We start from the raw sequence: 26,320 nt of genomic DNA on the forward strand, positions 1-26,320 counted from the left end.
CACCTTCGAGGAGAGCACTTCCATGGTTGACTTTCAAACGACCCAAGGCGACATGGTCGCCATCGCCGACGAGCCCCTCGCGGCGCTGCGTGCAGCGCTGCGCGGCAGCTTGCTGCTGCCGGACCATGCCGGCTATGACGTGGCGCGCACGCTGTGGAACAGCATGATCGACCGCCGGCCGGCTGCGATCGTGCGCGCCGCTGGCGCGGCCGACGTGATACAGGCGGTGAACTTCGCGCGCGAGCACCGGCTCCTGATGGCCGTCAAGGGCGGTGGCCACAACATCGCTGGCAAGGCCGCCTGCGATGGCGGGCTGATGATCGACCTGGCGGCAATGAAATCGGTGCGCGTCGACGCGGCGGACCGATTGGCGCGTGTGGAGCCCGGTGCGCTGCTGTCCGACTTCGACCGCGAGACGCAGGCCTTCGGGTTGTCGACCCCCATCGGCATCAACTCGACCACCGGCATAGCCGGGCTCACGCTCGGCGGCGGCTTCGGCTGGCAAAGCCGCAAGCACGGACTGACCATCGACAACCTGAACGCGGTCGATGTGGTGCTCGCATCCGGCGAGCTCGTGCAGGCGAACGCAACGCACAACGCCGATCTGTTCTGGGCGGTGCGCGGGGGCGGCGGCAACTTCGGCGTCGTCACCTCGTTCGAGTACCGCCTGCATCCGCTCGGCGCCGAGGTGGTGGCCGGGCTGATCGTCTATCCGCTCGCCCAGGCGAAGCAGGTGTTCGACGGCTACCGCAAGTTCACCGCCGCAGCGAGCGACGAGATGACCGTCTGGATGGTGCTGCGCAAGGCGCCGCCGCTGCCATTCCTGCCACCCGACGTGCATGGCAAGGAGGTGGCCGTCATCGCTTTCTGCTGGATGGGCGAACCTGGCCGGGGCGAGGAGATCGTCACGCCGCTGCGTCGGCTGGGAGAGCCCGCGGGAGAGCATATTGGGAGGATGCCCTTCGCCGGCTGGCAAACCGCCTTCGACCCACTGCTCCAACCGGGCGCACGCAACTACTGGAAGTCGCACGACTTCAAGGCGCTGAACGCCGATGTCGAGCGCATCCTGTGCGACGCCATCGTCCGACTGCCCAGCGACGAGTGCGAGGCCCTCATCTGCCAGCTGGGCGGGCAGATCAATCGGGTGGATGTCGGTGCCACGGCCTATCCGCACCGCGACGCCGAGTTCGTCATCAACGTGCATACGCGCTGGCGCGACGCCGACGGCGACCGCAAGTGCATCGACTGGGCGCGCGCACTGTTCGATGCGCTGGCACCGCATGCCACCGGCGGCGTCTACGTCAACTTCATGCCCGAGGACGAGATGCAGCGCGTGGCCGCGGGCGCCTATGGGCCCAACTATGCGCGCCTGGCCGCGCTGAAGGCAAAGTTCGATCCGGCGAACCTGTTCAGCCAGAACCAGAACATCCGGCCGGAGGCCTGAGCGTTCGAGGAGCCGGCGCGCAGCCCGGGGCATTGCGCCAGCGCCGCGACCGGAGTACGGGTCCCACGACGCTGGAACGACGGCCGGCCGGCTCGTCTCACCGCAGCGCCTGCCTCGCAGCGGTGATGAACGGCTCGATGAACGGGCTGTCCACGTCGTGGCGCCGACAGGCGACGACATCGAAGCCTTCGCTCACCCCCGTCAACTTGCGGACGACGACACCTGAAGGCAAACCCGCGGCAGCGCACGCGGGAACCACGGCGCAGCCCTCGCCGGCGAGCACCAGAGCCAGCGCAGCGTGCACCGTCTCCACGCGCTCGACCACCTGAACCGTCACCTGGTGCCGCCGGAACAGGGCCGCCACCATCGAGGTGTCCACGTCCTCCCTGAGCGAAGGCAGGGCAATCATCTTCTGGCCCTGAAGCCGTTGCATCGGGATCGAGGCGAGACGGGCGAGCGGCGAGCGTGACGGCACGGCGAGCCGCAGCGGCTGCGCGCCGACGATGGTGTTGGCCACTTCGGCACGCTGGATCGCCGGCATGCACAAGCCGACGGTCACCTTGTGTTGCAGGACCTGCGCTTCACAGGTGGCGGCACTCATCTCGACGAATTGCAGTTCGACGTCGGGCAGGGTGCGATGAAGAAGCGGGACGAGCTTGGGCAGGATGGCGTAGCCCAGGGAGAACATGTAGCCCACCGTGAGCCGGCCGCGCCGTCCGGACCCGACCGCGCGAGCGGCCTCGAAGCCTTCGTGTGCCAGGGCCAGGGCTTCACGAGCGCGCGCGAACAGAGCACTGCCGGCGTCGGTGAGCCGCATTCCCGTCGATTCGCGCAGGAACAGCGGCGTCCCGACCTGGGCCTCCAGGTTGCGAATCTGGACGGACAAGGGCGGCTGCGCCATGTGCAGCCGCAGGGCGGCCTTGCCGACGCTGCGGGCCTCCGCCACGGCAACGAAGTAGCGCAAGCTCTTGAGGTCCATGCTCATACGATTCCGGTATGTGCGGATTGTGAACGAGTATTGGACCGGCAAGCGGGGAGCCGGCACTCTTTGTCCTGTCGCCGGCTGAAGTGGCCGGCATCTGACAGAGGGATGCTGGATGACCGAGGAACTTTGCTTCTGGACTGCAGTGCGGCTTCGCGAAGCGATCGCGCGCCGCGAAGTCTCGCCCGTGGAAGTGACCCGGGCGGTCCTGGACCGCGCCGCGCGGCTGCAGCCGAAGCTCAATTGCTTCATCACGCTTTGCGCGGACGAGGCCATGCGCGAGGCGAAGGCTGCGGAGCAGGCCGTCATGCGCGGCGAAGCCACGGGGCTGCTCCACGGCATTCCCTATGCGTGCAAGGACCTGGTCAACACCCGAGGCGTGAAGACCACCTTCGGCTCGCTGCTGTTCGCCGACAACGTCCCGGCCGAGGACGCGGCGGCCATCGCGCGCCTGCGCCGACAGGGTGCCATCCTCATCGGGAAGACGACGACCTCGGAGTTCGGCTCGAAGTGCCTGACCGATGCGCCCTTGTTCGGACGCACGCGCAATGCATGGCACCCGGATCGCACCAGCGGCGGATCGAGCGGCGGCGCGGCCGTGGCAGTGGCGACCGGGCTCGCACCGATCGGCATCGCCACGGATGGGGGCGGCTCCACCCGGATCCCGGCGGCCTGCAACGGGGTCGTGGGCCTGAAGCAGTCGATCGGCCTGGTTCCCCATTCGCAGGCGGAGGACGTGATCGGCAATCTCACCTACGTCACGCCCATTTCGCGCACGGTCGCCGACACCGCGCTCATGCTCCAGGCGATGGCGGGCGAGGATGCCTGCGATCCCTGGTCTGCCGGCGCCCAGGCTGAGGACTATCTGCAGGCCGTGCAATCGGCGAGGAACCTGCGCGGCAAGCGCATCCTCTTCGCGGACGTGCCGTCCGGGAGGCCGATCTCTGCCGACGTTGCGTCCTGCTTCGAGTCTGCCCTGGGACTGCTGCGGGACCTGGGCGCGGAGCTGGCCGAGATGCCGCCGGCGTCGGACTTCGACATCGAGCCGTTTTGGCGCACCATCAATCACACGGTGTGGAAGGCCCGCTTCGGCAAGATGGCGGAGGAGCAGCCGGATCGGATGAGCCCCTCGCTGCTGCAGCAGCTCGCGCTCGCGAACGACTACACCGCCGTGGACTACCAGGAGGCGAACTTTGCTCGCACCCGGCTCTTCCGCCATGTGCAGGCGCTGCTGCGTGACCACGATTTCATCGTGGTGCCCACCCTCGCGCGAACCGCCCTGCCCCTCGACCAGGACCTGTTCGGCAAGCTCGAGATCGACGGCCGGCTCTTCGACGAGGTGCGCTCCAACTGGTTCCCCTGGACCATGCCCTTCAATCTGACGGGCCACCCCGCGATCACCGTTCCCTGCGGCTTCGGGCGCGACGGACTCCCGATCGGGCTGCAGCTGGTGGGACGCCTGCGGCAGGAGTCGGACCTTCTTGCAGCAGCGGCGGTGTTCGAGGCTGCCGGCAATCTTTTGGCCCGTTGGCCGTCTCTAGAGGTGCAGTGATGAATGTCTTGCAATATTTCCGTTCCTCCTTGTGGCTCGCTGGCTTTGCGGCGCTTGCAGTCGCCTCGGCGCCGGCGCAGGCGCAAGCCCCGGCGGGAGGCGCCCATCCGCTGCGCCTCATCGTCGGGTTTCCACCCGGCGGCGCACTGGACACGCTGGCGCGGGCGCTCGCCGAGCAACTGCGCACCGGCGGCGAGGAACAGGTGATCGTGGACAACCGGCCCGGCGCCGCCACGCGGATATCCATCGAGTACGTGAAGCGTGCCGCGCCCGATGGGAGGACCGTGCTCCTGTCTTCCAATGCGCCGCTGGTCATCTTCCCGATGACCTACCGGCAGCTTGCCTATGACGTCGATCGCGACTTCGTTCCCGTCGCCCACCTCGCCGAGGTCCCCACGGTGATTTCCGCCGGCGCGGACCGGCCGTACAAGACCTTGCCGGAGTACGTGAGCTGGGTTCGCGCCAACCCGTCGCAGGGGAGCGTGGGTCTCACCAACCTGGGCGGGACACTGCACTTCGCTGTCATCGGCATGGCCAAGACCGTGGGCGTTCCGCTGACGCCCGTGGCCTACAAGGGTGGCGCGCCGCTCGTGACGGACCTGGTCGGCGGCCACGTCCCCCTGAGCGCGGATGCGCTGGCCAGCCAGATGGAGCTCCATCGCGGCGGCAAGGTGCGCATCCTGGCCGTCTCCGGCATGCGCCGCAACGCGTCCCTGCCCGATGTTCCGACCGCGCATGAGGCGGGCATCGATGCCTTCGACCATGCGAACGCCTCGTACAGCGCCTTCGTTCCGGCAGGCACGCCTGCGCCGGTCGTGCAGCGCCTGGAGCGGGCCTTCGTGGCCGCCATGCAGCAGCCGCAGGTGAGGAGCGCCATGACGCGCGCAGGCCTGGAGGCGACGGGCCTGCCCGGCGCCGCGGTGAAACGCATGCTGAGCGAGGAGCGTGACTTCTGGCGTCCCCTGGTGCAGGCCTCGGGATTCCGCAGCGACGAGTGACACCGCCCCGCGCGCCGGTCAATTGAAGGAGATCTCCATGGGCAAAGCAATCAGGAAGACTTCTGCATGCACGCGTCGTCGTGCCGCCGTACGGGCCTTGGCCCTGCTCCTTGCGGCGTATGTGGTGCCGCTGGGACAGGCGGCCGCCGCGGGCTACCCCGAGCGTCCGGTGACGATCGTCTCCGCGTTCCCCGCCGGCGGCATCGTGGACGTCATCGCGCGCCGGATCGCGCAGCATTTTTCCGAGCGCTTCAAGCAGAGCTTCATCGTCGACAACCGCGCGGGTGCTGCCGGCAGCATCGGCTACTCGGCTGTGGCACGTGCGGCCCCCGACGGGTACACGCTGGTCGTGGCCAGCGGCCCCACCACGATGGCGCCACCCGGCGCGGCGGCGCCTTCCTGGCAGCCGCAGACCGCGTTCAGCGCGATCGGGATGATCGGCACGATTCCCCAGGCGATCATCGTGAGCAACGGCTTGCCGGTCCGCTCGCTGCCCGATCTCGTCGGCCACGCCAAGGCACGACCGGGCGAGATCAACTACGGCTCTGCAGGCGCGGGCACGACGCCCTTCTTCACGATGGAACTGCTCAAGCGCCAGCAGAAGATCGATCTCACGCACGTGCCTTATCGGGGCCAGCCCGAGGTGATGACGGACCTGGTGCGGGGCGAGATCGGCGTCACCGCGATGACCGTGCCACTCGTCGTCCAGCAGGTTCAGTCGGGCAAGATCAAGGCGATCGCCGTCACTTCGAGCACGCGGGTCGCGTCGCTGCCGGACGTGCCCACGGTGGTCGAACAGGGCATGCCCGAGTTGGCGATCTCCAACTGGTTCGCCCTGATGGGGCCAGCCAGGCTGCCGCCGGAGGTGGTGGCGACGCTCGCCCGTGCGCTGACGGAAGCGCTCGCGGCGCCCGATGTCCAGGCCAGCCTGAAGGACCTGGGGCTGCTCATCCAACCCGCACCGCCCGCCGAGACACAGGCCTTCGTGCAGGCGGATCTCGCACGCTGGATCGCCATGTCGCGATCGCTCGGCACCGACACCCCGAACACGAAGGAGACCCTGAAGTGAACGACGATATCGCGCGACTTTCATCTCGTGCCATGCCCGAAGGCATGGATGCCGCCGAGTGGCGGCTGCGCTGCGACCTCGCAGCCTGCTATCAGCTGACGGATCTGCATGGCATGTCGGACCTGGCCTCGACCCACATCTCCGTGATGCTGCCGGGGCCCGAGCATCACTTTCTCGTGAATCCGCTGGGAACCCTCTTCGACGAGATGACGGCATCCGCGCTGATCAAGGTCGACCTCGAGGGTCGCGTGGTGCAGGGGGACCCGTCGCTGCTCAATCCCGCGGGGTTCATCATCCACAGCGCCATCCACATGGCGCAGACGGAACTGGTGTGCGTGATGCACAGCCATACCCGTGCGAACAACGCGATCGCGATGCAGGCCATGGGCCTGCGGCCCCTGAGCCAGAAGGCCTGCGTCATGCTGGACTTCCTGGGCTACCACGACTATGAGGGCACGGCGCTCGACGAAGACGAACGCGAGCGCCTCGTGCGCGACCTCGGCCCCGAAGGGCGTGTCCTGGTGCTGCGCAACCACGGCGCCCTGACGGTCGGACGCAGCGTCGCGGAGGCCTTCTGCTGGATGCTGCGATTGGAGACGGCCTGCCAGTACCAGATCGATGGACAAGCCGGCGGCGTGCCGCTGCACGAGCTGTCCGAAGCCACCATCCGGCACACCCGCGCCCAAGGCCGCAAGATGCTGGGGCCCGGCGGCTTCATGGAGGTCGGCACGCTGGAGTGGCCGGGACTGTTGCGCAAGCTGGAGCGCGAGCGCGGCAGTTCCTATAGGACGTAGCACCGGGCCGCGGCGCCGGCCGGTAGCCTCCGTCGGCGTAGTGGAAGCGGAGTCGGCGCGTCCATCCGGGCAATGTCGCAGGCGTCATGCGCCGCTTCCGGCCCGCCGCGGTCGTCGATATCATTCGCCGCATAGCGCGGAGGCTCACGAATGGCAGAAGACGCTGGAGACGCAGGGCCGCCTGCGGGTGTGACTCGTCAGGGGCAGCAAGTCGCTGATCACTGGGCGCGCTTGTCCGTCACGTTGGACGGCGCCCTGGAGACCTTGCGTTCGCGCGGCATACAGCCCGAACAAGCGACGGCCGACGATGTGCACGCGGTGGATATGCTGCACATGGGCGGGTTGGCCGCAACGGATGCACTCGCGGCAATGGCGGGCGTTGGGCCAGGACAGCAGGTGTTGGACGTGGGGGCTGGTGTCGGCGGGCCCGCAAGGCGCCTGGCGCAAAAGTACGGGGCGCATGTGCACGGTCTGGAGTTGAGCGAAACCGTGCACCGAACGGCCGTGGCATTGACCGCGTTGGTACGGTTGCAGGAGCGGGTTCATCACACGCAAGGGAGCGCCTTGGCCCTGCCCTTCCCCGATGGCGCATTCGACGTTGTCGTGATGCAGCACGTCGCCATGCAGATCGCGGAGAAGGAGACGCTCTTTGCCGAGTGCGTCCGCGTTCTCAAGCCGGGCGGTGCCCTGGCGCTTCACGAGATTTTCCTCGGGCAGGGGGGCGAACCACAGTTCCCCTTGGCTTGGGCGATGGACCCGACGATGTCATCGCTGGAGCCCCTGGCGGCATGCACGGCAAGGCTTGCCCGATGGGGGCTGCAAGCGGGCGACTTCGTGGAGCAGACCGAGGAAGGTCGCCGCTACCATGCGGAAAACATGGAGAAGTGGCGGCTGGCCTTGGCACGGCAACAGGGGGCCGACGGCCGCTCTGTCGAGGCTGTCGCCACACGGCTTGCAACTGCGACGTCGATGGAGCGCAACCTGCGTGAAGGACGTTTGCAGGTGGGGATGATCGTGTATCGCCATCGCGCGCGGCAGCCCCGATGACGGAGATCAGCCCAGCCTGACGGGCCGGGTGTGCCAGATCTCGTGCGCGTACTGCGCGATCGTGCGGTCCGACGAGAAGCCACCCATGCCCGCCACGTTGAGGATTGCCATGCGTGCCCATGCATCGGGGTGGCGATACAACGCGTCGACCTTGTCCTGCGTCTTGACGTAGCTCGCGTAGTCGGCCAGCAGCAGATACTGGTCGCCCCAGTTCACGAGGGCGTCATAGATCTCCTGGTAGCGTGTCGGCTCCCCCGCCGAGAAGACACCGTCGCGAATGCTGTCCAGCGCGCCGCGCAGGTGCGGGTCGGATTCGTAGATCGCGCGCGGCTGGTAGCCACCGGCGCGGATCGCGGCCACCTCGGGCGTGGTGTTGCCGAAGATGAAGATGTTCTCCGCGCCCACGCTCTCGCGCATTTCGACGTTGGCGCCATCGAGCGTGCCGATGGTCAGTGCGCCATTGAGCGCGAATTTCATGTTGCCGGTGCCGGAAGCCTCGGTGCCGGCCATCGAGATCTGCTCGGACAGGTCGGCCGCCGGCATGATGATCTCTGCCAGGCTCACGCTGTAGTTGGGCATGAACACGACCTTCAGCAACTGGCCCACCCGATCGTCGTTGTTGACCACCTGCGCCACGTCGTTGATGAGACGCACCACGAGCTTGGCCATGTGGTAGGCCGAGGCGGCCTTGCCCCCGAACACCACCACGCGTGGCACGTGGTGTGCTTGCGGCGCGTCCAGGATGCGTTGGTAGCGCGTGATCACGTGCAGCACGTTGAGCAGCTGCCGCTTGTACTCGTGCATGCGCTTGACCTGGACGTCGAACAGGGCGTCGGTGTCGACGACGATGCCCAGGTTCTGCTCGATCCAATTGGCCAGGCGCAGCTTGTTCTCGCGCTTGGCATGGCGAAAAGCCCGCACGAAGGCCGGCTGCTGCGCCATCGGCCGCAGCGCTTCGAGCTGCGACAGGTCGCGCCGCCAGTCGCGGCCGATGCGCGCGTCGAGCAGGGCCGCCAGCGGCGGATTCGCTTGCGCCAGCCAGCGACGCGGCGTCACGCCGTTCGTCTTGTTGTTGAAGCGCTCCGGGAAGAGGCGCGCGAAGTCGGCGAAGATCGACTGCTTCATGAGCTCCGAATGCAGGGCCGAGACGCCGTTGATCGAATGGCTGGCCAGCACCGCCACGTAGGCCATGCGCACGCGCCGCTCGCCGGACTCGTCGATGAGCGACATGCGCCGCACGAGCTCCACGTCGTGGCCGTTTGCGTGCGCCACGGCGTGGAGGAATCGCGCGTTGATCTCGAACAGGATCTGCAGGTGGCGCGGCAGGACGCGCCCCAGCACCTCGACCGGCCAGGTCTCCAGTGCCTCGTGCATCAGCGTGTGGTTGGTGTAGCTGAACACTTTCTGGGTGTGGGACCATGCCGTGTCCCACGACAGCCCGTGCTCGTCGATGAGCAGGTGCATCAGCTCCGGGATCGCCAGGACGGGGTGCGTGTCGTTGAGATGGATGCTGATCTGCTTGGACAGCGTGTCGAAGCCGGTGTGGTTGCGCAGATGCCGGTGCAGCATGTCCTGCACGCTGGCGCTGACGAAGAAGTACTCCTGGTGCAGCCGCAGCTCGCGCCCCGAGGCCGTCGAATCGTCGGGGTAGAGCACGCGCGAGACATTCTCGGACTGGTTCTTGCTCTCGACCGCCGCCATGTAGTTGCCGCGATTGAAGGCCGACAGGTCGATCTCCTCCGTGGCGCGAGCCGACCACAGGCGCAGTGTCTGCGTGGCCTGCGTGTCGTAGCCCGGAATGATGGTGTCGTAGGCCATCGCCAGCACGTCATGCGTGTCGACCCACCTGGCCGCGTCGTGGGAGGCGCCCTTGCCATCCAGGCGTTGGACGTGGCCGCCGAAGCGCACGCGATAAGTCACCTCGGGGCGTTGGAACTCCCAGGGGTTGCCCCGCGCGAGCCAGTAGTCGGGTGTCTCGACCTGCTGTCCGTCGACGATCTGCTGCCGGAACATGCCGTACTCGTAGCGGATGCCGTAGCCCATGCCCGGCACGCCGAGCGTGGCCATGGAATCGAGGAAGCAGGCCGCGAGCCGCCCGAGGCCGCCGTTGCCGAGCGCGGCGTCGGGCTCGCGCTCGGCGAGCGCCTGGATGTCGATGCCGAAATCGGCCAGCGCTTCCTTCACGGTGTCCTGCAACTCCAGCGCCAGCAGGGCATTGGTGAAGACGCGCCCGATCAGGAACTCCATCGACAGGTAGTAGACCCGCTTGAGCTTCTGGGCGTACTGGGCGCGCGTCGTCGCCATCCAGCGCTCGACGAGCTGGTCACGCACCGCCATCGCGGTTGCGTGCAGCCAGTCGTCGGGGCTGGCGGCCACGGGGTCCTTGCCGACCGCATAGATCAGTTTGTTGGCGACGGAGCGCTTGAAGGCAGCGACGTCGCGGTCGGGATGGTCGTAAGAGAAATCGGCGAGGGACATGATGTCGGAGTATGAGGTGGTGTTCGTCGCCTCAGGCCAGCGCCTGGGCATAGACGTCGAGATAGCGGGCCGCCGCGCTGCCCCAGTCGGCGGGGCGGCCCATTGCAATGGCACGCACGGCGTCCCAGTCGGCCGGGCGGCGGTAGAGGGCGAAGGCGCGGCGCAGCGCGCGCCCGAAGTCGTCGGCGTCGAAGGTGTCGAAGCAGAAGCCGGTGGCGCGGCCGTCGGCCATGTCTTCCAGCGTGGCATCGACGACCGTGTCGGCCAGGCCGCCGACGCGATGCACCAATGGCAGCGAGCCGTACTTGAGGCCGTACATCTGCGTCAGGCCGCAGGGCTCGAACAGCGAGGGCACCAGGGTCACGTCGCCGGCACCGAAGAGCCGGTGCGCGAGCGGCTCGCTGAAGCCCAACGTGACGCTGACCGACCGCGGCGCGGCCGTGGCCCGTTCGCGTAATGCGCGCTCCAGCCCGGCATCGCCGCTGCCGAGCAGGGCCAACTGGCCGCCCCGCGCCAGGATGGCGTCGACCCCGCCGAGCACCAGGTGCAGGCCCTTCTGCTCGGTCAGGCGGCTCACCACGACGAAGAGCGGCGTCTCGGCCCCGGGCGCGAGCCCGAGCTGCGCCTGCAGCGCCGTCTTGCAGCGCACCTTGCCGGCCAATTGCCCGGCTTCGAAGCGGTGCGGCAGGAGCGCGTCGGTGGCCGGGTTCCAGACCTGGTCGTCGACCCCGTTGAGGATGCCGCTGAGAACGCCCGCGCGGCGGCGCAACAGGCCGTCCAGCCCGCAGCCCTGCTCGGGCGTCTGGATCTCGCGGGCGTAGGTCGGACTCACGGTGGTGATGCGGTCGGCGAAGCCCAGACCACCCTTCATGAAGGAGAGCTGGCCGTGATATTCCAGCCCATCCATCCCCCAGGCGGTGGCCGGCAGGCCGAGGTCGGCGAAATCCCAGGGCGCGAACAGCCCCTGGTAAGCCAGGTTGTGGACCGTGAAGACGCTGCCGACGCGCGGGTGCCCGTGGCGCGGCCCGAACGCCAGGTAGGCCGGCGTCAGCGCGGCGTGCCAGTCGTGCGCATGAACCACCTGGGGCTGCCAGGCCGGATCGAGCCCGTGCGCCAGCCGCGCCGCGGCAAATCCCAGCAGGGCGAAGCGCCGGTGGTTGTCCCCATAAGGCTGTCGCTGCGCATCCTCGTACGGATTGCCAGGGCGGTCGTACAGCAGCGGCGCGTCGATCCAGTAAGCCCGCAGGTCCGGCGCGCCGTCGGTCCTGATGCGGCCGAGGCGCAGGCGCACGCGCTCGCCCCAGGGAGCGTCCAGCTCGGCCACCTGGACCGAGTCGGCAACGCCAGCCCGGATCGCCGGAAAGCCCGGCAGCAGAACCCGCACGTCCTGCTCCGCGGCCAGCAAGGCCCGAGGCAGCGCGCCGGCAACATCGGCCAGGCCACCGGTCTTGAGCAGCGGGAACAGCTCGGCGCTGACCTGGAGAATCCTCATTCGGGTGCGAGCCGCTTCAGCATCTCGCGCGTGATCAACACCACGCCCCCTTCGGTGCGCTCGAAACGCGCCGCGTCGGCCGCCGGATCCTCGCCCACGATCATGTCCTCCGGAATCACGCAGGCGCGGTCGACGACGACCTTGCGAAGCCGCGCGCCGCGGCCCACCTCGACGTCCGGCAGCAGCACCGCCTCCTCGATCCTGCAGAAGGAGTGCACCCGCACGCCCGAGAACAGCACCGCATCCTTGACGTGCGATCCGGACACGATGCATCCGCCCGAGACGATGGTGTTGACCGTGACGCCATGCTTCCCGTCGCGGTCGAGCACGAACTTGGCCGGCGGCAGCTGCCGCTGGTAGGTCCAGATGGGCCAGTCGGTGTCATAGATGTCGAGCTCCGGAGTGATCGAGGCCAGGTCGAGGTTCGCAGCCCAGAATGCATCAATCGTGCCGACGTCGCGCCAGTAGGCCTTGGCGTTGGTGCCGTGGCGCGCCCGCGTCACGCAGGACATGTCGAAGGGGTGCGCCACCGCCCGCCCCTGGGAGACCGCGTGCGGGATGATGTCCTTGCCGAAGTCGTGGCTGGAGGCCGGGTCGGCGCTGTCTTCCTCCAGCAGGCGGTACAGGTACTCGGAGTCGAAGATGTAGATGCCCATGCTGGCCAGCGCGACCTCGGGCTTGCCGGGCATCGCCGGCGGGTCGGCCGGCTTCTCGAGGAAGGCGCTGATCCTGCGCTCGCCATCCACAGCCATCACGCCGAAGGCGACGGCTTCCATGCGGGGCACCTCGATGCAGCCGACCGTGCACCCCCGCCCGTGCGCGACGTGGTCGCTCAGCATGATCGAGTAGTCCATCTTGTAGACGTGGTCGCCGGCCAGCACGACCACGTAGTCGTGCGGGGTCGAGCGGGTCTGGATGATGTCCAGGTTCTGGTAGACCGCGTCGGCCGTGCCGCGGTACCAGTGCTCCTCGCCGACGCGCTGCTGGGCCGGCAGCACGTCCACCATCTCGTTGAGCTCGGCGCGCAGGAAGCTCCAACCGCGCTGCAGGTGGCGCATCAGGGAGTGCGACTTGTACTGGGTGACCACCGCCATGCGCCGGATGCCCGAATTGAGGCAGTTGGAGAGCGCGAAATCGATGATGCGGAACTTGCCCCCGAAATACACCGCCGGCTTGGCCCTGCGGTCTGTCAATTGCTTGAGGCGGGAGCCCCGCCCCCCCGCCAGCACCAGTGCAATGGTGCGACGAACGAGCTGGTGGGCCTGAAGATTGGGTTGCGTGCTGCTTGCCATCTCTTGCCTCCGTCGGAGTCTGCCGTCGGTGGCAGCCTAGCATTTCTGGGTGGGTTCGTGCTGCTTCGTCGTCGAGAAGCCAACTCAGGTCAGGTGCTCCTGATTCTCGAGATGTAGTCGGTACCGCTCTCAGGCAGCCACACTTCGCCCGCGCGGCCGTGGATCTGGCGGATGCCGGCGGCGTCTCGTGGAAGCCCGAAACGCTCGAACTTCTCGTCGCCGGGATTGAAACGGAAAACCGCGTTGGCGCCGAAGTCGCTGATCCAGACCTTGTCGCGCTCGTCGACGTAGACGGCATACGGCCGCGGGCGATCGCCGGGGAGTTTCCAACTGCGCCAACGCTTGGCCGAAGGGTCATGCATCGAAAGGTTGCCGCTGAACCATTCGGTGACCCAGATGCGACCCCGGCTGTCACTCCACACGCGGCGCGCGCCCTGGTTCTTTGTCGGTGGCTCGACAATGGTCGAGTTGCCGCTGCGGCGGTCGATACGGGCGATGAAGGAGCCGGCCAACGAGCACCACCACACATCGCCGCTCGGTGTGGTGCACATGCCGTAAGGACCCGGTCCGCGCGGCGCGTCCTTGATCGTCACGACGCCACTCTTCACCGCGAGCCTGCCTACGATGCCGCTCTGCCCGGTAAACCACAGGTCGCCGTCGGCGTCGAATGTCGCGGTGTTCAGATTGGCGCGGGGTGTGCCCTTGGGAAGCGCGAAGGTGCGAACCTCGCGGTCGGGCCATCCCACGCGCACGATGGCGTCCAGACCGCCGTCCGTGATCCATGCCGCCTTGTCGGGGCCCGGGATGACGCCGTGCGGCGCGGCGCCGGCGCCCAGCGCGACAAGCTCGGTGCGTCCGGTGCGCGGATCGAACCAGCCGAGATGGCCACTCTGCTGCGCGGTGAACCACACACCGCCATCGAACGCCGGGGCCACGTCATGGATACCGGTGCGCTGCCGTGTGCCGAGCGGCCAGGATTCCAGCACTGCAGTCTGTGCTGGCGCCCACAGCGGAACGGATGCTGCAAGCACCGTCGTACCCAACACGATCGCGTGGCGCCGAGAAACCGAATCCATGTTGCACCTCCCTGACGCGAAGCCTCGTGGTACGGATGCTGTTCAAGAATGCTGCTCGACGGGCGCCGGATTCAATCGCGCGGGCCGAGGCCCGCCCCGTCTACCCAAGTCAGTTCGTCGCGAAGCAGTACATCAGGCCCGCGCTGCCGCTCTTCTTGAGCTCGTCGACGCTGCAGCCGACCGTGCCGTGCGAAGAGTTCCACGACGCGTTGGCGACCGGGTCGGGATTGGTGCCCCTGTGGTCGTGGTGACCCACGATGGCGGAGCCGCCGTCGCTGCGGGTCCAGTTGCCGCAGGTGGTGTCCTTGCCGGGCTCGGGCACGGCCACCGTGCCGTCGGGGCGCGAGCCGGTGAGGATGTCGTGGCGGTTCACCGGATCGCCGAAGCCGGAGACAACCTCGCCCTTCTCGGTCAGCGAGGTGTCCTTGCCGAGCTTGGCATTGGCGCTGTGCAGGTCGGCCACGCTGGTGGCGACGACGACGCCCTTGGCGTTGGTCCACGGACCGGTGCCGATGCGGTCGCGCGCGTTGACAGCCGGCTGCCCGTTCATCGCCACGGTGCTCAAGTAAGCGTGCCAAGTCCTGTTGCCCGCCCCGGCGCTGGTCGCCAGCGACTGGCAGAAGCGGTCGGCTCCGGCCAGGCCGCCGAGGTCGCCGCCCTTGCCAGGGTTGACGCTGGTGATGAAGAAGCTCATGGGGTTGCTGCCCGACGACCGCATCGCACCGCACCCGACGATCAGGGCGGCAGCTGCAAGGGCGGCGCCGGTGGAAAGAACGAAGCGACGGGGCATCGGAGACTCCTGGTGAATTGGAGCCGGGAGGCTACCGCACCGTCATGTCGGCGGCAACCCGAGCCCGCCACCCATGCCGAGAGTGCTTTCCCCAATGTGTGAGCACCTGGTGCGAGCGGCCATTGGTAGTACATCGCTGGGATTTCGGCGCATTGAACTGGCCGACAGCGTGACATACGCATCCCGGGCGGCTGCATTTTCGAGACAACAGCTATCCGCGAGCCGGAAAATGGGCGAAGCTCTCGACGAACACTCCACTGCTTGCGCTCGCGTCGCGCAGCCTCCATGAAACGATCAGGTCTTCGCAACGTGCGGATCAGCTTGAACACACGCCTGAGCCTCGGCGTCGTGGTGGCGGTGCTGGCTGCCACGCTCGCGGTCGCCACGGTCGCCTTGCACCTGGTCAAGTTGAGCATGCAGTCGTCGATCGCGAACGAACAGTTCGCCCGGGTCACGGCCATCGCTGACGCTGTGGACCAGAAGTTCGTCAGCCGGCGAACGCTCCTGAAGGCATTTGCCGAAAGCATGCGCTCTCAGGCCTTCACGGACATCGAAGCGCTGCAGGCATTTCTTGCAGAGCACGAGTCTCTTCGGGAGGCCTTCGACAACGTTGCGATCTTCGATCTCCAGGGCAACCTGGTGGCGGCTCTGAATGTCACGCCTCAGATGCGGCAAGTGAACATCGCCGACCGAAGCTACTTCAGGGGCACGGTGGCCTCCAAGGTCGGCAGGATCTCGCAGCCCTACAGCAACCGACTCAACGGCCACGCGCAGGTCGCCATCACCCAGCCGGTGATCGACCGTGCCGGCCAGGTGCAGTTCATGATCTCCGGTGCCATCAACTTGGAGGAGCGGAACTTCCTGGGCGAACTCGCGGACATCAGGTTCGGGACCACGGGCCATCTTTTCATGATCACCACGGATGGCGTTGTGGTCAGCCATCCGCGCAGGTCGCTGATCCTGAAGCAGTTCAATGCGGAAGGCGACGAGGACACCGAGACCGATCAGGCGCTGGCCGGCTTCGAGGGCACTGCCGAGGGTTCCAACCGGTCCGGCGCCAACGGCCTGTATTCGTTCAAGCGCATCCGGCAGAGCAACTGGATCATCGGGGCCATGTATCCGCGCAGCGAAGCCTTCGCACCGATCGAGGCCGTCGCGCGAGTCACGTGGGCCGGGGCGCTGGCCCTGTCCCTGCTCACGGGCGCGCTGGCGCTGGCCTTTGTGCGACGGCAACTGAAGCCGGTGGCGGACCTGCACCAGCACATGCGGGTGGCGCAAGCCGATCCGAGGGCAGCCTTCACCGGATCGCAGACGTATGCCAATGACGAAGTCGGAGACCTTGCACGAACGTTCCACCAGCTGATGCAGCAGCAGCGCTCCAGCGAGGCACAGATCCGCACCATCACGGACAACATCCCGGCGCTCGTCTCGCATGTCGACGACTCCTTGCACTACACCTTCGTGAACGCGCAGATCCAGGCTTTCCACGGCGACGAAGTCCTGGTCGGCAAGTCGGTGGCGCAGGTGCGTGGCGCGGCAGAGTTCGGCATCGTGGAACCCTACTACCGCCGCGCACTCGCGGGGGAGACAGTGGTCATCGAAAAGAAAGGAGATCCGGCACGCGGCATCGGCGATCGGACCCACAAGGCGCACTTCATCCCCGACCGGGAAGCCGGCGGCACGGTGCGCGGTGTTTTTTCGATGACTTTCGACATCACGGATGAAGTCAACGCCCGGAAGGCGCTCAGCGAGCAGGAGAAGCGGCTGCGCGACATCACCGACAGCATTCCGGCCCTGGTGGGTTACTTCGACCTCGACGAGAAATGTCTTTATGGCAACAGCCGGGCGCGCCGCATGGCTGGCATCGGAGATGGGCCGCTGGACGGCGTGACCCTACGCTCCTCCATCGGGGACGCTGTCTACGCGCAGCACGCGCCTTACATCCCGAGAGTTCTCGCGGGGAAGCCGGCGCGCTTCACCGTTCATGCTCCCCTGCATGACAAGGGCGGCCACTTCCAGGTGAACCTGATCCCCGACAAGGACCTGGAAGGCCGGGTGCTGGGCTTCTATCTCATGACCTTCAACATCACGCCGCTGAAGGAAGCGGAGCTGCGACTGACCGAGAGCGAAATGCGGCTGCGCACGATCACGGACAGCATGCCCGCGCTGATCACCTACATCGACCGGGACCAGAAGATCACCTTCGCCAATGGCACCTACCGGGAATGGCTGGGGCTGGAGCCTTCCGCGCTGCTGGGCAAGCACATACGCGACGTGGCCGGGCCGGAGCTCTACCTCGCCCGAAGGGCGACCTTGGAGCGCGCATTGGCGGGCGAGCGCGTGGAGTTCGAAGCCGAGACCAAGCGCGGGGACTTCCATCGCATCACCCATGTCATCTACGTGCCGGACAAGGCTTCCGATGGGACCACGCACGGCATCTTTTCGCTGAGCCTCGATATCACGGCGCTCAAAGAGGTCGAGCGCAAGCTCATCGAGCTCGCCCGGGTGGACACCCTCACCGACCTGCCGAACCGGCTCGCATTCAACGAGTACCTTCCGGGCGCGATCGCGCGGGCCGAACGCACCGGGAAGGGGCTCGCTCTGATGTTCCTCGACATCGATCGCTTCAAGTCCATCAACGACACGCTCGGGCACGCCGGTGGCGACAGCGTTCTCACCGGGTTCGCCGAGCGCCTGCGCGACTGTGTGCGGAGCACGGACCTGGTGGCGCGCCTGGCCGGCGATGAATTCGTGATCGTCCTCGAGAATTTGACCACCGAGGATTCTGCGGCGCTGGTCGCAGGCAAGGTCGTCGAGCGGATTCGAGAGCCGGGATTCCGGATCGGTGACCAGCTGCTGGAGGTCACGACCAGCATCGGGGTTGCCTTTCGCAGGCCGACGGATGGCCCCATCACGGCGCCGGACCTTCTGGCGCAGGCAGATGCAGCGCTCTACGACGCCAAGGCCGCAGGGCGCAATCGCTTTGCGATCGCCGTCACCTCCCTGCAGACGGCTTGACCTGGGCAGCCCGGCGCGTGACCGGAGCGCAGCAGCCGTCAGGACCAGCGATGCAGAACGCGATCCGCAGCGGTGCAATCAGGCGATGATCTCGGGGTCGAGCTGAGCTTCGAATTCCGCCAGCGGCACCGGCTTGCTGAAGAGATAGCCCTGATACAGCGTGCAGCGATGCTTCTCGAGAAAGGCCAGTTGTTGGCGCGTTTCGACGCCTTCGGCTACCACCTCGAGTTCCAGATTGCGCGCCATGCCGATGATCGTCTGGATGATCAACTCGACCTTGGGATCGTCGCCGATCTTTTGAACAAAGGACTTGTCGACCTTGATCTGGTTCAGCGGCAACTGCGTCATGTAGGAAAGCGACGAGTAGCCCGTGCCGAAATCGTCCATCGAGAAGCGAATGCCCATCGCAGCGAGCGATTTCATCTTCTCGGCCGTGGCCGCGACGTTGTTCTGCACCAGGCTTTCGGTCAACTCGAGCTTGAGCCGCGTCGGGTCGGCCCCGGTGCGGTCGAGCACCTCCCGCACCCGCTGCACGAAATCTTCTTCCCGGAACTGCCGCGCGCTCACGTTGACGGCCAGTTCCAGGTCTCGCCGGCCTGGATGATGGGCCCAGTGTTCCAACTGCTTGCATGCATCCTCCAGGACCCAGAAGCCCAAAGGCACGATGAGTCCGGTCTCTTCCGCCAGGTCGATGAAACCGAAGGGCGGCACCAGGCCCCGCGTCGGGTGCTGCCAGCGCAGCAGGACCTCCGCGCCCACGATCCGGCCCTCCGATGTCACCTGGCTCTGGTAGTGCAGCAGGAACTGATGGCCCGCGAGCGCAGCGCGCAGCTCGCTCTCCAGCGTCGCTCGCGCCGTGATCGTGGCCTGCATCGCCGCCTCGAAGAAGCGCATGGCATTGCCCCCTTCGCTCTTCGCGTAGTACTTGGCGATGTCCGCCTGCTTCAGAAGCGCCTCGAGCGAATGCTGCTGCCCGTCGAAAAGCGTGGCACCCATGCTGCAGGTGCCGTGGTACGGCTGGGCGCCGAGCAGATAGGGTTCGTGGAGCTCGGCGAGGATCGCCTCGCCGAGCTCCGCGGTCTGCCGCAATGCCACGGCCGGGTCTTCGCCGAGTCCTTGCAGCATCACCACGAATTCATCGCCGCCGAGCCGGGCGACCGTGTCTCCATCGCGCGTGTTGGCGTTGAGCCGCGCCGCCACATGCTTGAGGAGAACGTTGCCCATGTCGTGGCCACGTGCGTCGTTGACTGCCTTGAAGCTGTCCAGATCCAAGAACAGCAGCGCGCCGTGCCGGCCGTGCCGTGCGTTGGCCTCGACGCCCCCCTTGAGCCGCTGCAACAGGAGCCGGCGATTGGGAAGGCCCGTGAGAACGTCGTAGAACGCCAGGTGCTCGATCTCCCGGGCTGCCAGCTTGGTGTCGGTGATGTTCCGCAGAATGACGATAAAGCGCGGCTCGGACTCGTCATCGAGGTACTTGCGCGACACCGAGATCTCGAACCATGTCGACCCCTGCGCGTTCCGTCGCTCGAACTGGCGGCCCCTGGAAAAACCCAGCGCGTGGGCTTCATGCAGCGCTGCCGTCACCTCGGCGGCGCCCTCGGGGGGCAGGAGCCGGGTCAGCGGTGCGCCGATGGGATCTTGGACGTCGATGAAGGACAGCGCGGCGCGCGGTGTATGGAAGAGATGGCAGCGCCCTTCCAGGCCTACTTCGAGCAGCACGTCCGGAAGCGCATCCAGCGTCGCCTGCAACTGCGCCTTGCCTTCGACGATGGCGGCAGTGTGCCGCTGTTTCTCGGTGACGTCGCGGTACACGCACACGCGCCCGCCGTCGGGGGTGCGGCTCCTGATGCAGAGGATGACCTGGCCGCTCGGCAGCGCGAATTCCTGTTCGCCCTCCATCGGGCTTTGCAGCGCAAGCGCCGCGAAGTCCCAAGGGCGCTGATTCTCGAAACCCTCGACGTCCGGGTACCCACCCGTCTTGTCCAGGATCTGCCGGAAAGGCAGGAGCGTCGCGATCGTGGCTTCGGCCGCGGGAAAGAGCTCCAGGAAGCGACGGTTCCAGGTCACGACCCGATCCTGCGGATCGAGCAGCACGAAGCCATCCCCCATGGATTCCAGCGCCTGGTCCAACGTCCTCTTGGAGCGGACCAGTTCGGCGCGCGCGCGCCACTGGCGCCGCAGTTGAAGGTGGGCGAAGCAGCTGACCAGCAGGATCATCAGCGCAAAGCTCAGCGCGACGCCCAGGATGAACATGCGCTGCTTGCGCCAGTCTTCCAGCACGAAACCGAGAGGAATGCTCGCGACGATCAGCAGATTCCGGTGCAAGGTGGGGCGTGCCACGACGATGGCCGGCTCGCCGCTCAGGCGCGCGGGCATTCGCATGGCCCGCCCGTCGCTGGTCTGCTCGCTCAGTGCCGGCAGGATGGCATGCCCCGAGAGGTCGTCGCGTGCGGGCACGCTGGCCAGGAGGGGCCCGGCATCGCGTTCCAGCGTGACCTCCAATCCCTTGATGTCGGCGCCCTGCGTCAGGATCGTCGTCAGCGGCGGAATCGGCACTTCGGCGACTGCCACGATCCTGCTGCCGTCGGAGAGCCGTATGGCGCGGGCGAAGTAGAGCACCTTCTGCGAGGTCGACTCGCTGACGGACGGTGTGCTGATGGCCAGCGTGGAGACGGGCTGTGCAGCCACGTGGTCCAGGAACTCGGGAGGCAACTGCACGGCGAGTTGGTCCCGCCGCCGGTCGGAGGACGAGAGCACTGTGCCGTCCGGACGCAGGAAAGCGATGTGCCGCACCAACAGGTTCTGGCGTACGACCGCATCGAGCAGCAGCAAGGCATGGGGTCTCATCGTGTCGGCTGCCACGGTTGCGGCGCTGGAGGACTGCAGTGCCTGGCCCTGGGCTGCGAGCACCATGTCGATGCTGAGCAGGCTGCGATTGAGCGCGGCTTCCGAACCGCTCACGAACCGCATCGCGAGGTTCTCGCTGTCGGTGATCGCCTTGTTCCGAATCTCCCACGTCATGAGGGTGGCACTCGCCAGGACAGCCAACAGGAACAGCGCTGCCACACCGTAGATGAATGCGGTGGTGCGGCGGGGCAGGCGCTTCTTCACTGTGCTGCAGCCTTGATGCCCGTGGCGGGGCCGAGGGTCTGGCCCCACACCTGCGCGCAAGAGGACCCGCAGCGCTTCAACCATCCGGGCAGGACCTTCGTCGCGAAGATTTCCCGTCCGCGTTTCTGGTCTTCTGCGGAAGGGCTCGCCTCGACCATCGCGCCCTTCCTGTCGCGGGTGCAGGCGGCGGCACCCGTGTTGCACGCGACGCCTTCACTGGTCTCGCGCTCCGACTCTGCCCACACGGCCTTCTCGAGTTTCGGGAGTTCGCTTCTCAGCAGGGTCTTCAGTTCCGCCGGCAGCGCGTTCCAGGCCTCCTTGTTCGCACCGAACACCGCGATCCCCCAGTTGATGGGCATGGTGTAGATCGAGCTTGTGACGCGGTGCAGGCCCAGGGTGTTGCCCGACATCGCGCCGGTGATCGCGCACTCCGTGTTGCCTGCACGCATGTTGGACATGAGCTCCGCGAACTCGGTGAAGACCGGCGTGCCGTTGAGCGCCCGCACGAAGTCTGCCTGCGCCGCGCCGGAGACCCGGATGCGGCGACCGGCAAGGTCGGACAGGTACTTCAACGGTTGCTTGCAGAAGACGACCTGTGCCGGATAGACATAAATCGCGAGCAGTTCCACGTTATGGCGCTCGCGCAAGGTCTTCTCCAGATAAGGACGGAACGCTGCAACCACGCGCCGCAAGGAGGCCATGTCGGGGTTCAGGCCCGCCAGGTCCGGGGCCACCAGCTCGGGATGTTCGTTGGAGATCTGGCTCAGGAGCGCAGTGCCGAACGGGACCACGCCCAAGGTCATGAGGTTGAGCATCTCCGGCCCTGGAACCCCGGCCTGGTCGAAGGGAACAATGCTGGCGCTGTACTTGCCGCCGCTCAGGCGGGTCAGCTCCTGGCTCCAGAATCGCTCCTCGTGCAAGGTGTACTGGCTCACGCTGGCCAAACCGCCGACGATGCGAAGGCGTTGTTCAGGCACGGACTGCGCGATCGCGGTCGCAGTCGACACCCACAGCGCGAGCGCAGCGGTGTAAGCCAAAAGAATGCGGCGCCCGGAGGGAGAGCCATTGCAAGCGTCCATGGCGAAATCATGGTGCAAATGAAGCGCGCGCGAGCGGCGTTCTCGCCCTGCAGTGTGCTTTTTTTGCAGAAGTCCACGTCGCTACACCGCCTGAACGGCTCTTCTGTTGTTCTATCGCGGCGCAGTACTGACGATGCATGCGGCTTTCGCTCGTCAGCGCGCATCGAGCCGGTAGCACCTGGGCTTTCGCGAATCGGCGTCCTCAGCGCATGCCTCCTGGATCCTCGAGGGCGTTCGCCAGATGTTCCAGCCTGGAGAGCTGCCAGGACTTCTCAGGGCCAAACGACTCCGGATCGCACACGGCGCCGTAGCCCCCGTCACCATAGACAAGGGCGTAGGCTGCGTAGTCTGCAGCTTGAACAGCCCGGCCGGCCAAGGCGTTTGCCACGGCATAGCTTGCCGACACGGCGGCGTGACCCACGCCATCCAATGAACGGGAGCCTTGGTGCTGGCTGGCCAAGGCGGCGGCTTCCAGGGCGGCTCGATCGAGCGCGTGTCGATCTGCCTGCCCTGCCAGGTAGTCGACCAGGGTGTCGAGGCAACGAACGACAGCCTCGTCCTCGAGCAGATGACGGACTCGTTCCACGCACTCGCAGGCAAAGGCGAATCTCAGCGCTTCAGGCTGCGCCGACCGTGATTCGCAGGCCTTCAGGGCGGAAGACAGTGGATCTGTCATCGTGCGTGCTCTCCGTGACTCCGCGCCGCTTGGACGCCCCGGCATGCGGCGTCGTGCTTCGCCAACAACTGAATCCCGTCTGCCATTCCCGCGCCGGGTAGCGAGCCATTCAATGGGTAGGCTAGCGCGGCCGGCGATACATCGACCATTTGACCGTCAGGATGTCAGCGGCAATCTTGGCAGCGTCGACGCCGGCATAGGCTTGTTCCGGATCAAACTGGAATCCCTCCTGGTACCGGACCACTTCCCCGTAGTCCTGATCGAACACCATGGGCCCGGTGAGGGCGGCTGGATCGGTGCCGCTGGGGAGCGCCAGGAATTTCTCAGGGTTGGTGGCGCTCTGGTAGAGATCGACAGTCAGCAGGCTCATGGTGGCGTCTCCGAACTGGGAAAGCGTGAATCGCGCCCAACTGGCGCTCCGCATGGGAATGATTGGGCCATGCCGAGTCCCGCGCAATCAGCGCCGGCCTACAGACTGGCCGAGCCTGTCGGGCGGCATCACTCGGCACGAAGGTCATGGGGACTAAAGTCGAACCTGTCGTCACGACTCGCAAGGCGATTTGATGAGCAAGAGCTACCAGCCGACCCAGTACCCGATCCGGCGCCTCTGCGGTGATGACCTGTCGCAGATGGACGCCCTGCTCTCCGTTTTCGGAGAGGCTTTCGACGATGAGCAGACCTATCGCGCCCAACGGCCACGGCCTTCCTACCTGCGGCAGTTGCTCGCCAGCGACTACTTCTTGGCGCTGGCGGCATTCGAGGGATCGCAGGTCATCGGCGGCTTCGCAGCGTACGAACTGAAGAAGTTCGAGCAGGAGCGCAGCGAGATCTACATCTACGACCTGGCGGTGGCAGCGACGCACAGGCGCAAAGGGATCGCGACGGCCCTTATCCGCGAGCTTCAGCGGATCGGCTCGGAACGCGGGGTCTATGTGATCTTTGTGCAGGCGGACCCTCCGGACAAACCAGCCATCGCGCTGTATGCCAAGCTCGGGGTGCGCGAAGACGTGCTGCATTTCGACATACCCGTGGAGCCGGGGCAGCCGCGTGGGTCCTGAACGCCCCTTAGCGGTGTTGTCGGATGCATGCGCTGCGTGCCGTCACGCCCGCCCTTGACGGCCAGCGCAGGGGCACCGGGAGCGGCGGCGCAGATAACACCATCGTTTGGCTTGCGGCCGAAATTTCCCGCTTGTACGATCCGTTGCCGCGAAATGTGAATTCATCACATTTGCAACCCGTCGATCGCAATGCACCAACGCTCATTCCCATGCACAAACTCGAGCTCTCACTGAGTCATTCACTTCGGGCCCTGGCCCTGGGGTCGGCGGTGGCGCTCGCCGCCTGCGGAGGCGGTGGCGGCGGAGGCGGCGGCTTCGTTCCGACCGGCGCGTCGAGCGGAACGGCCAGCTCGACGGGCAACCTGCGCGTCGCGATGACCGACGCGCCCGCCTGCGGCTTCGACCACGTGTACGTCACCGTCGAAAAGGTGCGCGTCCATGGCAATGCCGATGTGGACACCGGCGGCAGCGGATGGTCCGACATCACCCTGAGCTCGCCTCGGCGCATCGATCTCTTGTCCTTGACCAACGGCGTGATCACGACGCTCGGCGAGACGCCTCTGCCCGCCGGCACCTACCAGCAGATCCGGCTGGTGCTCTCCGCCAACACGGCGAACAACCAGCTCGCCAATTCCGTGGTGCCCACCGGCGCCGCCGAGCTGGCGCTCGACACGCCGAGCGCGGTGCAGTCCGGCATCAAGATCATCCGTCCCTTCACCGTCGCAGCCGACAGCTTGACCGATTTGGTGCTGGACTTCGACGCGTGCAAGTCGATCGTGACGCGCGGCAATGGCAGCTACGGCCTCAAGCCGGTGGTGACCGCGCTGCCCACGGCGGTCAGCGGCAACGTGACCGGTGTGCTCGCCGGCGCGCCGGGCGCCCTGGTCTTCGCCGAGCGCAACGGCGTCGTGGTCAAGGGCACGGTGGCCGACACGAGCGGGAGCTTCAACCTGTCGCCCATCGAGCAGAGCAGCACGGCGGGCCCCGTGGACGTGGTGATCGTGCCCACCGCTGCCAACGGACGCGTCACCGGCATCATCCGCGATGTGCCGGTCACGGCCGGCAGCGGCACTGCCCTGGCCACCAGCGACCACCCGATCTCGTTGCCGACCTCGGCGGTGCGCAAGGTTTCCGGCGTGGTTGCGCCCGCCAGTGCGCAGGCCACCTTGCGTGCCTTGCAGCAGAGCGGCAGCCGCACCTTCGAGATCGCCGCCGTGGCGGCCAACATCGACAGCGGCGCCTATGCGTTCTTCAGCACGCAGCCCGCGCTGCCGGCTGGCCCACCGGTCGTGGGCACCTACCAGGCGACGCTGCCGATTCCGTTGACAGCGGACAGCGCTGCCGCGGGCAAGTACAGCATCCAGGCCACCAGCACCACGGGGACCGTCGGCACGCGGCAGGTCGACGTGACCAGCGGGGACCTGGTCGACCAGAACTTCTCGTTCTGATCGAGCAGAGGCTGCAAGGGGCCGCGAGGAGAAATCCGTGGCTGCAATCGACTGCGTGGGCCTGTGGAGGCGCGTCAATTTCCAATTTCAATAGCACGATGAAAAAGTTCTCGATCACCCTGGCCCTTATCGCATCAATCCTCGCCGGTTGTGTTGCCTACGTCCCGCAGCCGGCACCGCAAGGCGGTCCGGGCAATGGCTTTTGCCCGCCCGGACAAGCCAAAAAAGGCAACTGCTGATCGCCGCTTCGGACACGTCGACTTGGGAGGCCCCAGCTCCGGCGATGCCCCCCGGTGAGGGGCATCCTGCTGCTCGTCCGGCCTACGAACCTGCCGTCAACGCCGACAGCTGATCGGTGTCGTAGCGCGCTCGCAATTCGCCAACGGCTTTCACATCCCCGTGGCGGCCCTGCGCGCCCAGCTCGGCAAGCTTTCTGAAGTAGTGCTCGTGTCCGGGTGGCGAGACGGTCATGAGCACGCGCGCCGATTTGGCACTGACGTTGGTGATGTTGTGCGGCACCCCTGGAGGCACGAACAGATAGGCTCCCGGCGTGGCTCGCACCGCCTGATCGCCGACCAGCCATTCGCACTCGCCTTCAAGCAGGTAGAAGCTCTCTTCCTGCACGCGGTGCACGTGGAGCCCGGTGGCAAACCCTGGCGGGATCGTCCAATCGAACATGCTGGTGTGTTTCGCATCTTTCCCCGTCACGAGGAAGACCATCGGATGGCCCGCCAGCGTGACTTCCTCGTTCCCGGCAAGCTCGGCAGGCATGCGAATGACGGGTGTGGCGTTCATGTGAGCCTCCATGGTTGCTGCTTGTTCCATGAAGCAGTGCCTGGATGTTCGACCTGCGTCGCCGGCAAGTCCTGAATCCCTTCCGAAATACTTGCGAAACATTTGCCAAGCGTATCCTGTC

The 26,320-nt window shown here is 66.7% G+C and carries 21 protein-coding genes; 10 read left to right on the forward strand and 11 right to left on the reverse strand.

Annotation, left to right across the window (positions count from 1 at the left end):
* The first annotated feature begins 52 nt into the window (after nt 1-52).
* Nucleotides 53-1,444 (forward strand): FAD-binding oxidoreductase, encoded by a 1,392-nt coding sequence (locus J2739_RS10775; RefSeq protein WP_309902119.1) that lies wholly within the window; start codon nt 53-55, stop codon nt 1,442-1,444.
* 97 nt (nt 1,445-1,541) lie between these two features.
* Here the strand turns inward: J2739_RS10775 and J2739_RS10780 are convergent, their stop codons facing one another.
* Nucleotides 1,542-2,423, reverse strand: coding sequence for a LysR family transcriptional regulator (locus J2739_RS10780; protein ID WP_309901358.1), 882 nt, complete (start codon nt 2,421-2,423; stop codon nt 1,542-1,544).
* Nucleotides 2,424-2,541: 118 nt separating this feature from the next.
* Here J2739_RS10780 and J2739_RS10785 point away from each other — a divergent pair, with 118 nt between their 5' ends.
* The 5 genes from J2739_RS10785 (at nt 2,542) to J2739_RS10805 (ending at nt 7,886) form a co-directional block, all read left to right on the forward strand.
* Complete coding sequence (locus J2739_RS10785; protein WP_309901360.1) at nt 2,542-3,978, forward strand: amidase; 1,437 nt, start codon at nt 2,542-2,544, stop codon at nt 3,976-3,978.
* The gene (locus tag J2739_RS10790; RefSeq protein WP_309901363.1) at nt 3,978-4,976 is read left to right on the forward strand and encodes a tripartite tricarboxylate transporter substrate-binding protein; all 999 of its coding nucleotides are present in this window, start codon (nt 3,978-3,980) and stop codon (nt 4,974-4,976) included. Before J2739_RS10785 ends, J2739_RS10790 begins: the two co-directional genes overlap by 1 nt.
* Before the next feature lie 97 nt (nt 4,977-5,073).
* Complete coding sequence (locus J2739_RS10795) at nt 5,074-6,045, forward strand: Bug family tripartite tricarboxylate transporter substrate binding protein (protein WP_309901365.1); 972 nt, start codon at nt 5,074-5,076, stop codon at nt 6,043-6,045.
* Nucleotides 6,042-6,839 (forward strand): class II aldolase/adducin family protein, encoded by a 798-nt coding sequence (locus J2739_RS10800; RefSeq protein ID WP_309901367.1) that lies wholly within the window; start codon nt 6,042-6,044, stop codon nt 6,837-6,839. Before J2739_RS10795 ends, J2739_RS10800 begins: the two co-directional genes overlap by 4 nt.
* 150 nt (nt 6,840-6,989) lie before the next feature.
* The gene (locus J2739_RS10805; protein WP_309901369.1) at nt 6,990-7,886 is read left to right on the forward strand and encodes a class I SAM-dependent methyltransferase; all 897 of its coding nucleotides are present in this window, start codon (nt 6,990-6,992) and stop codon (nt 7,884-7,886) included.
* A gap of 6 nt (nt 7,887-7,892) precedes the next feature.
* Here J2739_RS10805 and J2739_RS10810 read toward each other — a convergent pair whose 3' ends face one another.
* The 5 genes from J2739_RS10810 to J2739_RS10830 all read right to left on the reverse strand — a co-directional run bounded on the left by J2739_RS10810 (nt 7,893) and on the right by J2739_RS10830 (nt 15,014).
* Nucleotides 7,893-10,364 (reverse strand): glycogen/starch/alpha-glucan phosphorylase, encoded by a 2,472-nt coding sequence (locus J2739_RS10810; RefSeq protein WP_309901371.1) that lies wholly within the window; start codon nt 10,362-10,364, stop codon nt 7,893-7,895.
* Nucleotides 10,365-10,395: 31 nt separating this feature from the next.
* A complete protein-coding gene (gene glgA / locus J2739_RS10815; protein ID WP_309901373.1) occupies nt 10,396-11,856 on the reverse strand; it encodes a glycogen synthase GlgA in 1,461 nt (486 codons plus the stop codon).
* Complete coding sequence (gene glgC / locus J2739_RS10820) at nt 11,853-13,148, reverse strand: glucose-1-phosphate adenylyltransferase (RefSeq protein WP_309901375.1); 1,296 nt, start codon at nt 13,146-13,148, stop codon at nt 11,853-11,855. Before glgC ends, glgA begins: the two co-directional genes overlap by 4 nt.
* A gap of 89 nt (nt 13,149-13,237) precedes the next feature.
* On the reverse strand, nt 13,238-14,224 hold the full coding sequence (locus J2739_RS10825) for a Vgb family protein (RefSeq protein WP_309901377.1): 987 nt from the start codon (nt 14,222-14,224) through the stop codon (nt 13,238-13,240).
* 109 nt (nt 14,225-14,333) lie between these two features.
* The gene (locus J2739_RS10830) at nt 14,334-15,014 is read right to left on the reverse strand and encodes a hypothetical protein (protein ID WP_309901378.1); all 681 of its coding nucleotides are present in this window, start codon (nt 15,012-15,014) and stop codon (nt 14,334-14,336) included.
* Nucleotides 15,015-15,335: 321 nt separating this feature from the next.
* On the opposite strand from J2739_RS10830, the gene J2739_RS10835 reads away from it, so the two are divergent.
* Nucleotides 15,336-18,032, forward strand: a complete 2,697-nt coding sequence (locus tag J2739_RS10835) for a sensor domain-containing diguanylate cyclase (protein ID WP_309901380.1) — start codon at nt 15,336-15,338, stop codon at nt 18,030-18,032.
* A 78-nt stretch (nt 18,033-18,110) separates the two neighbouring features.
* Here the strand turns inward: J2739_RS10835 and J2739_RS10840 are convergent, their stop codons facing one another.
* From J2739_RS10840 to J2739_RS10855, 4 genes are all read right to left on the reverse strand, one after another.
* Entirely contained in the window at nt 18,111-21,143 is a 3,033-nt protein-coding gene (locus J2739_RS10840; RefSeq protein ID WP_309901382.1) for a bifunctional diguanylate cyclase/phosphodiesterase, read from the reverse strand.
* Nucleotides 21,140-22,222 (reverse strand): TRAP transporter substrate-binding protein, encoded by a 1,083-nt coding sequence (locus tag J2739_RS10845; RefSeq protein ID WP_309901384.1) that lies wholly within the window; start codon nt 22,220-22,222, stop codon nt 21,140-21,142. Before J2739_RS10845 ends, J2739_RS10840 begins: the two co-directional genes overlap by 4 nt.
* Before the next feature lie 202 nt (nt 22,223-22,424).
* Nucleotides 22,425-22,898, reverse strand: a complete 474-nt coding sequence (locus J2739_RS10850) for a putative immunity protein (RefSeq protein WP_309901385.1) — start codon at nt 22,896-22,898, stop codon at nt 22,425-22,427.
* 121 nt (nt 22,899-23,019) lie between these two features.
* Complete coding sequence (locus J2739_RS10855; protein ID WP_309901387.1) at nt 23,020-23,268, reverse strand: hypothetical protein; 249 nt, start codon at nt 23,266-23,268, stop codon at nt 23,020-23,022.
* Nucleotides 23,269-23,461: 193 nt separating this feature from the next.
* Here J2739_RS10855 and J2739_RS10860 point away from each other — a divergent pair, with 193 nt between their 5' ends.
* The 3 genes from J2739_RS10860 to J2739_RS10870 all read left to right on the forward strand — a co-directional run bounded on the left by J2739_RS10860 (nt 23,462) and on the right by J2739_RS10870 (nt 25,643).
* The gene (locus J2739_RS10860) at nt 23,462-23,956 is read left to right on the forward strand and encodes an AAC(3)-I family aminoglycoside N-acetyltransferase (RefSeq protein WP_309901389.1); all 495 of its coding nucleotides are present in this window, start codon (nt 23,462-23,464) and stop codon (nt 23,954-23,956) included.
* Nucleotides 23,957-24,165: 209 nt separating this feature from the next.
* Nucleotides 24,166-25,404: a DUF4382 domain-containing protein gene (locus J2739_RS10865; protein WP_309901391.1), complete on the forward strand. Its 1,239-nt coding sequence runs from the start codon at nt 24,166-24,168 to the stop codon at nt 25,402-25,404.
* Between the two features lie 98 nt (nt 25,405-25,502).
* A complete protein-coding gene (locus J2739_RS10870) occupies nt 25,503-25,643 on the forward strand; it encodes a hypothetical protein (protein WP_309901393.1) in 141 nt (46 codons plus the stop codon).
* A gap of 82 nt (nt 25,644-25,725) precedes the next feature.
* On the opposite strand, the gene J2739_RS10875 is transcribed toward J2739_RS10870, so the two are convergent.
* Nucleotides 25,726-26,199 (reverse strand): cupin domain-containing protein, encoded by a 474-nt coding sequence (locus J2739_RS10875; RefSeq protein ID WP_309901395.1) that lies wholly within the window; start codon nt 26,197-26,199, stop codon nt 25,726-25,728.
* Nucleotides 26,200-26,320: the final 121 nt, after the last annotated feature.

The sequence above is a fragment of the Variovorax soli genome, assembly GCF_031454625.1.
Lineage (GTDB): Bacteria > Pseudomonadota > Gammaproteobacteria > Burkholderiales > Burkholderiaceae_C > Variovorax > Variovorax soli_A.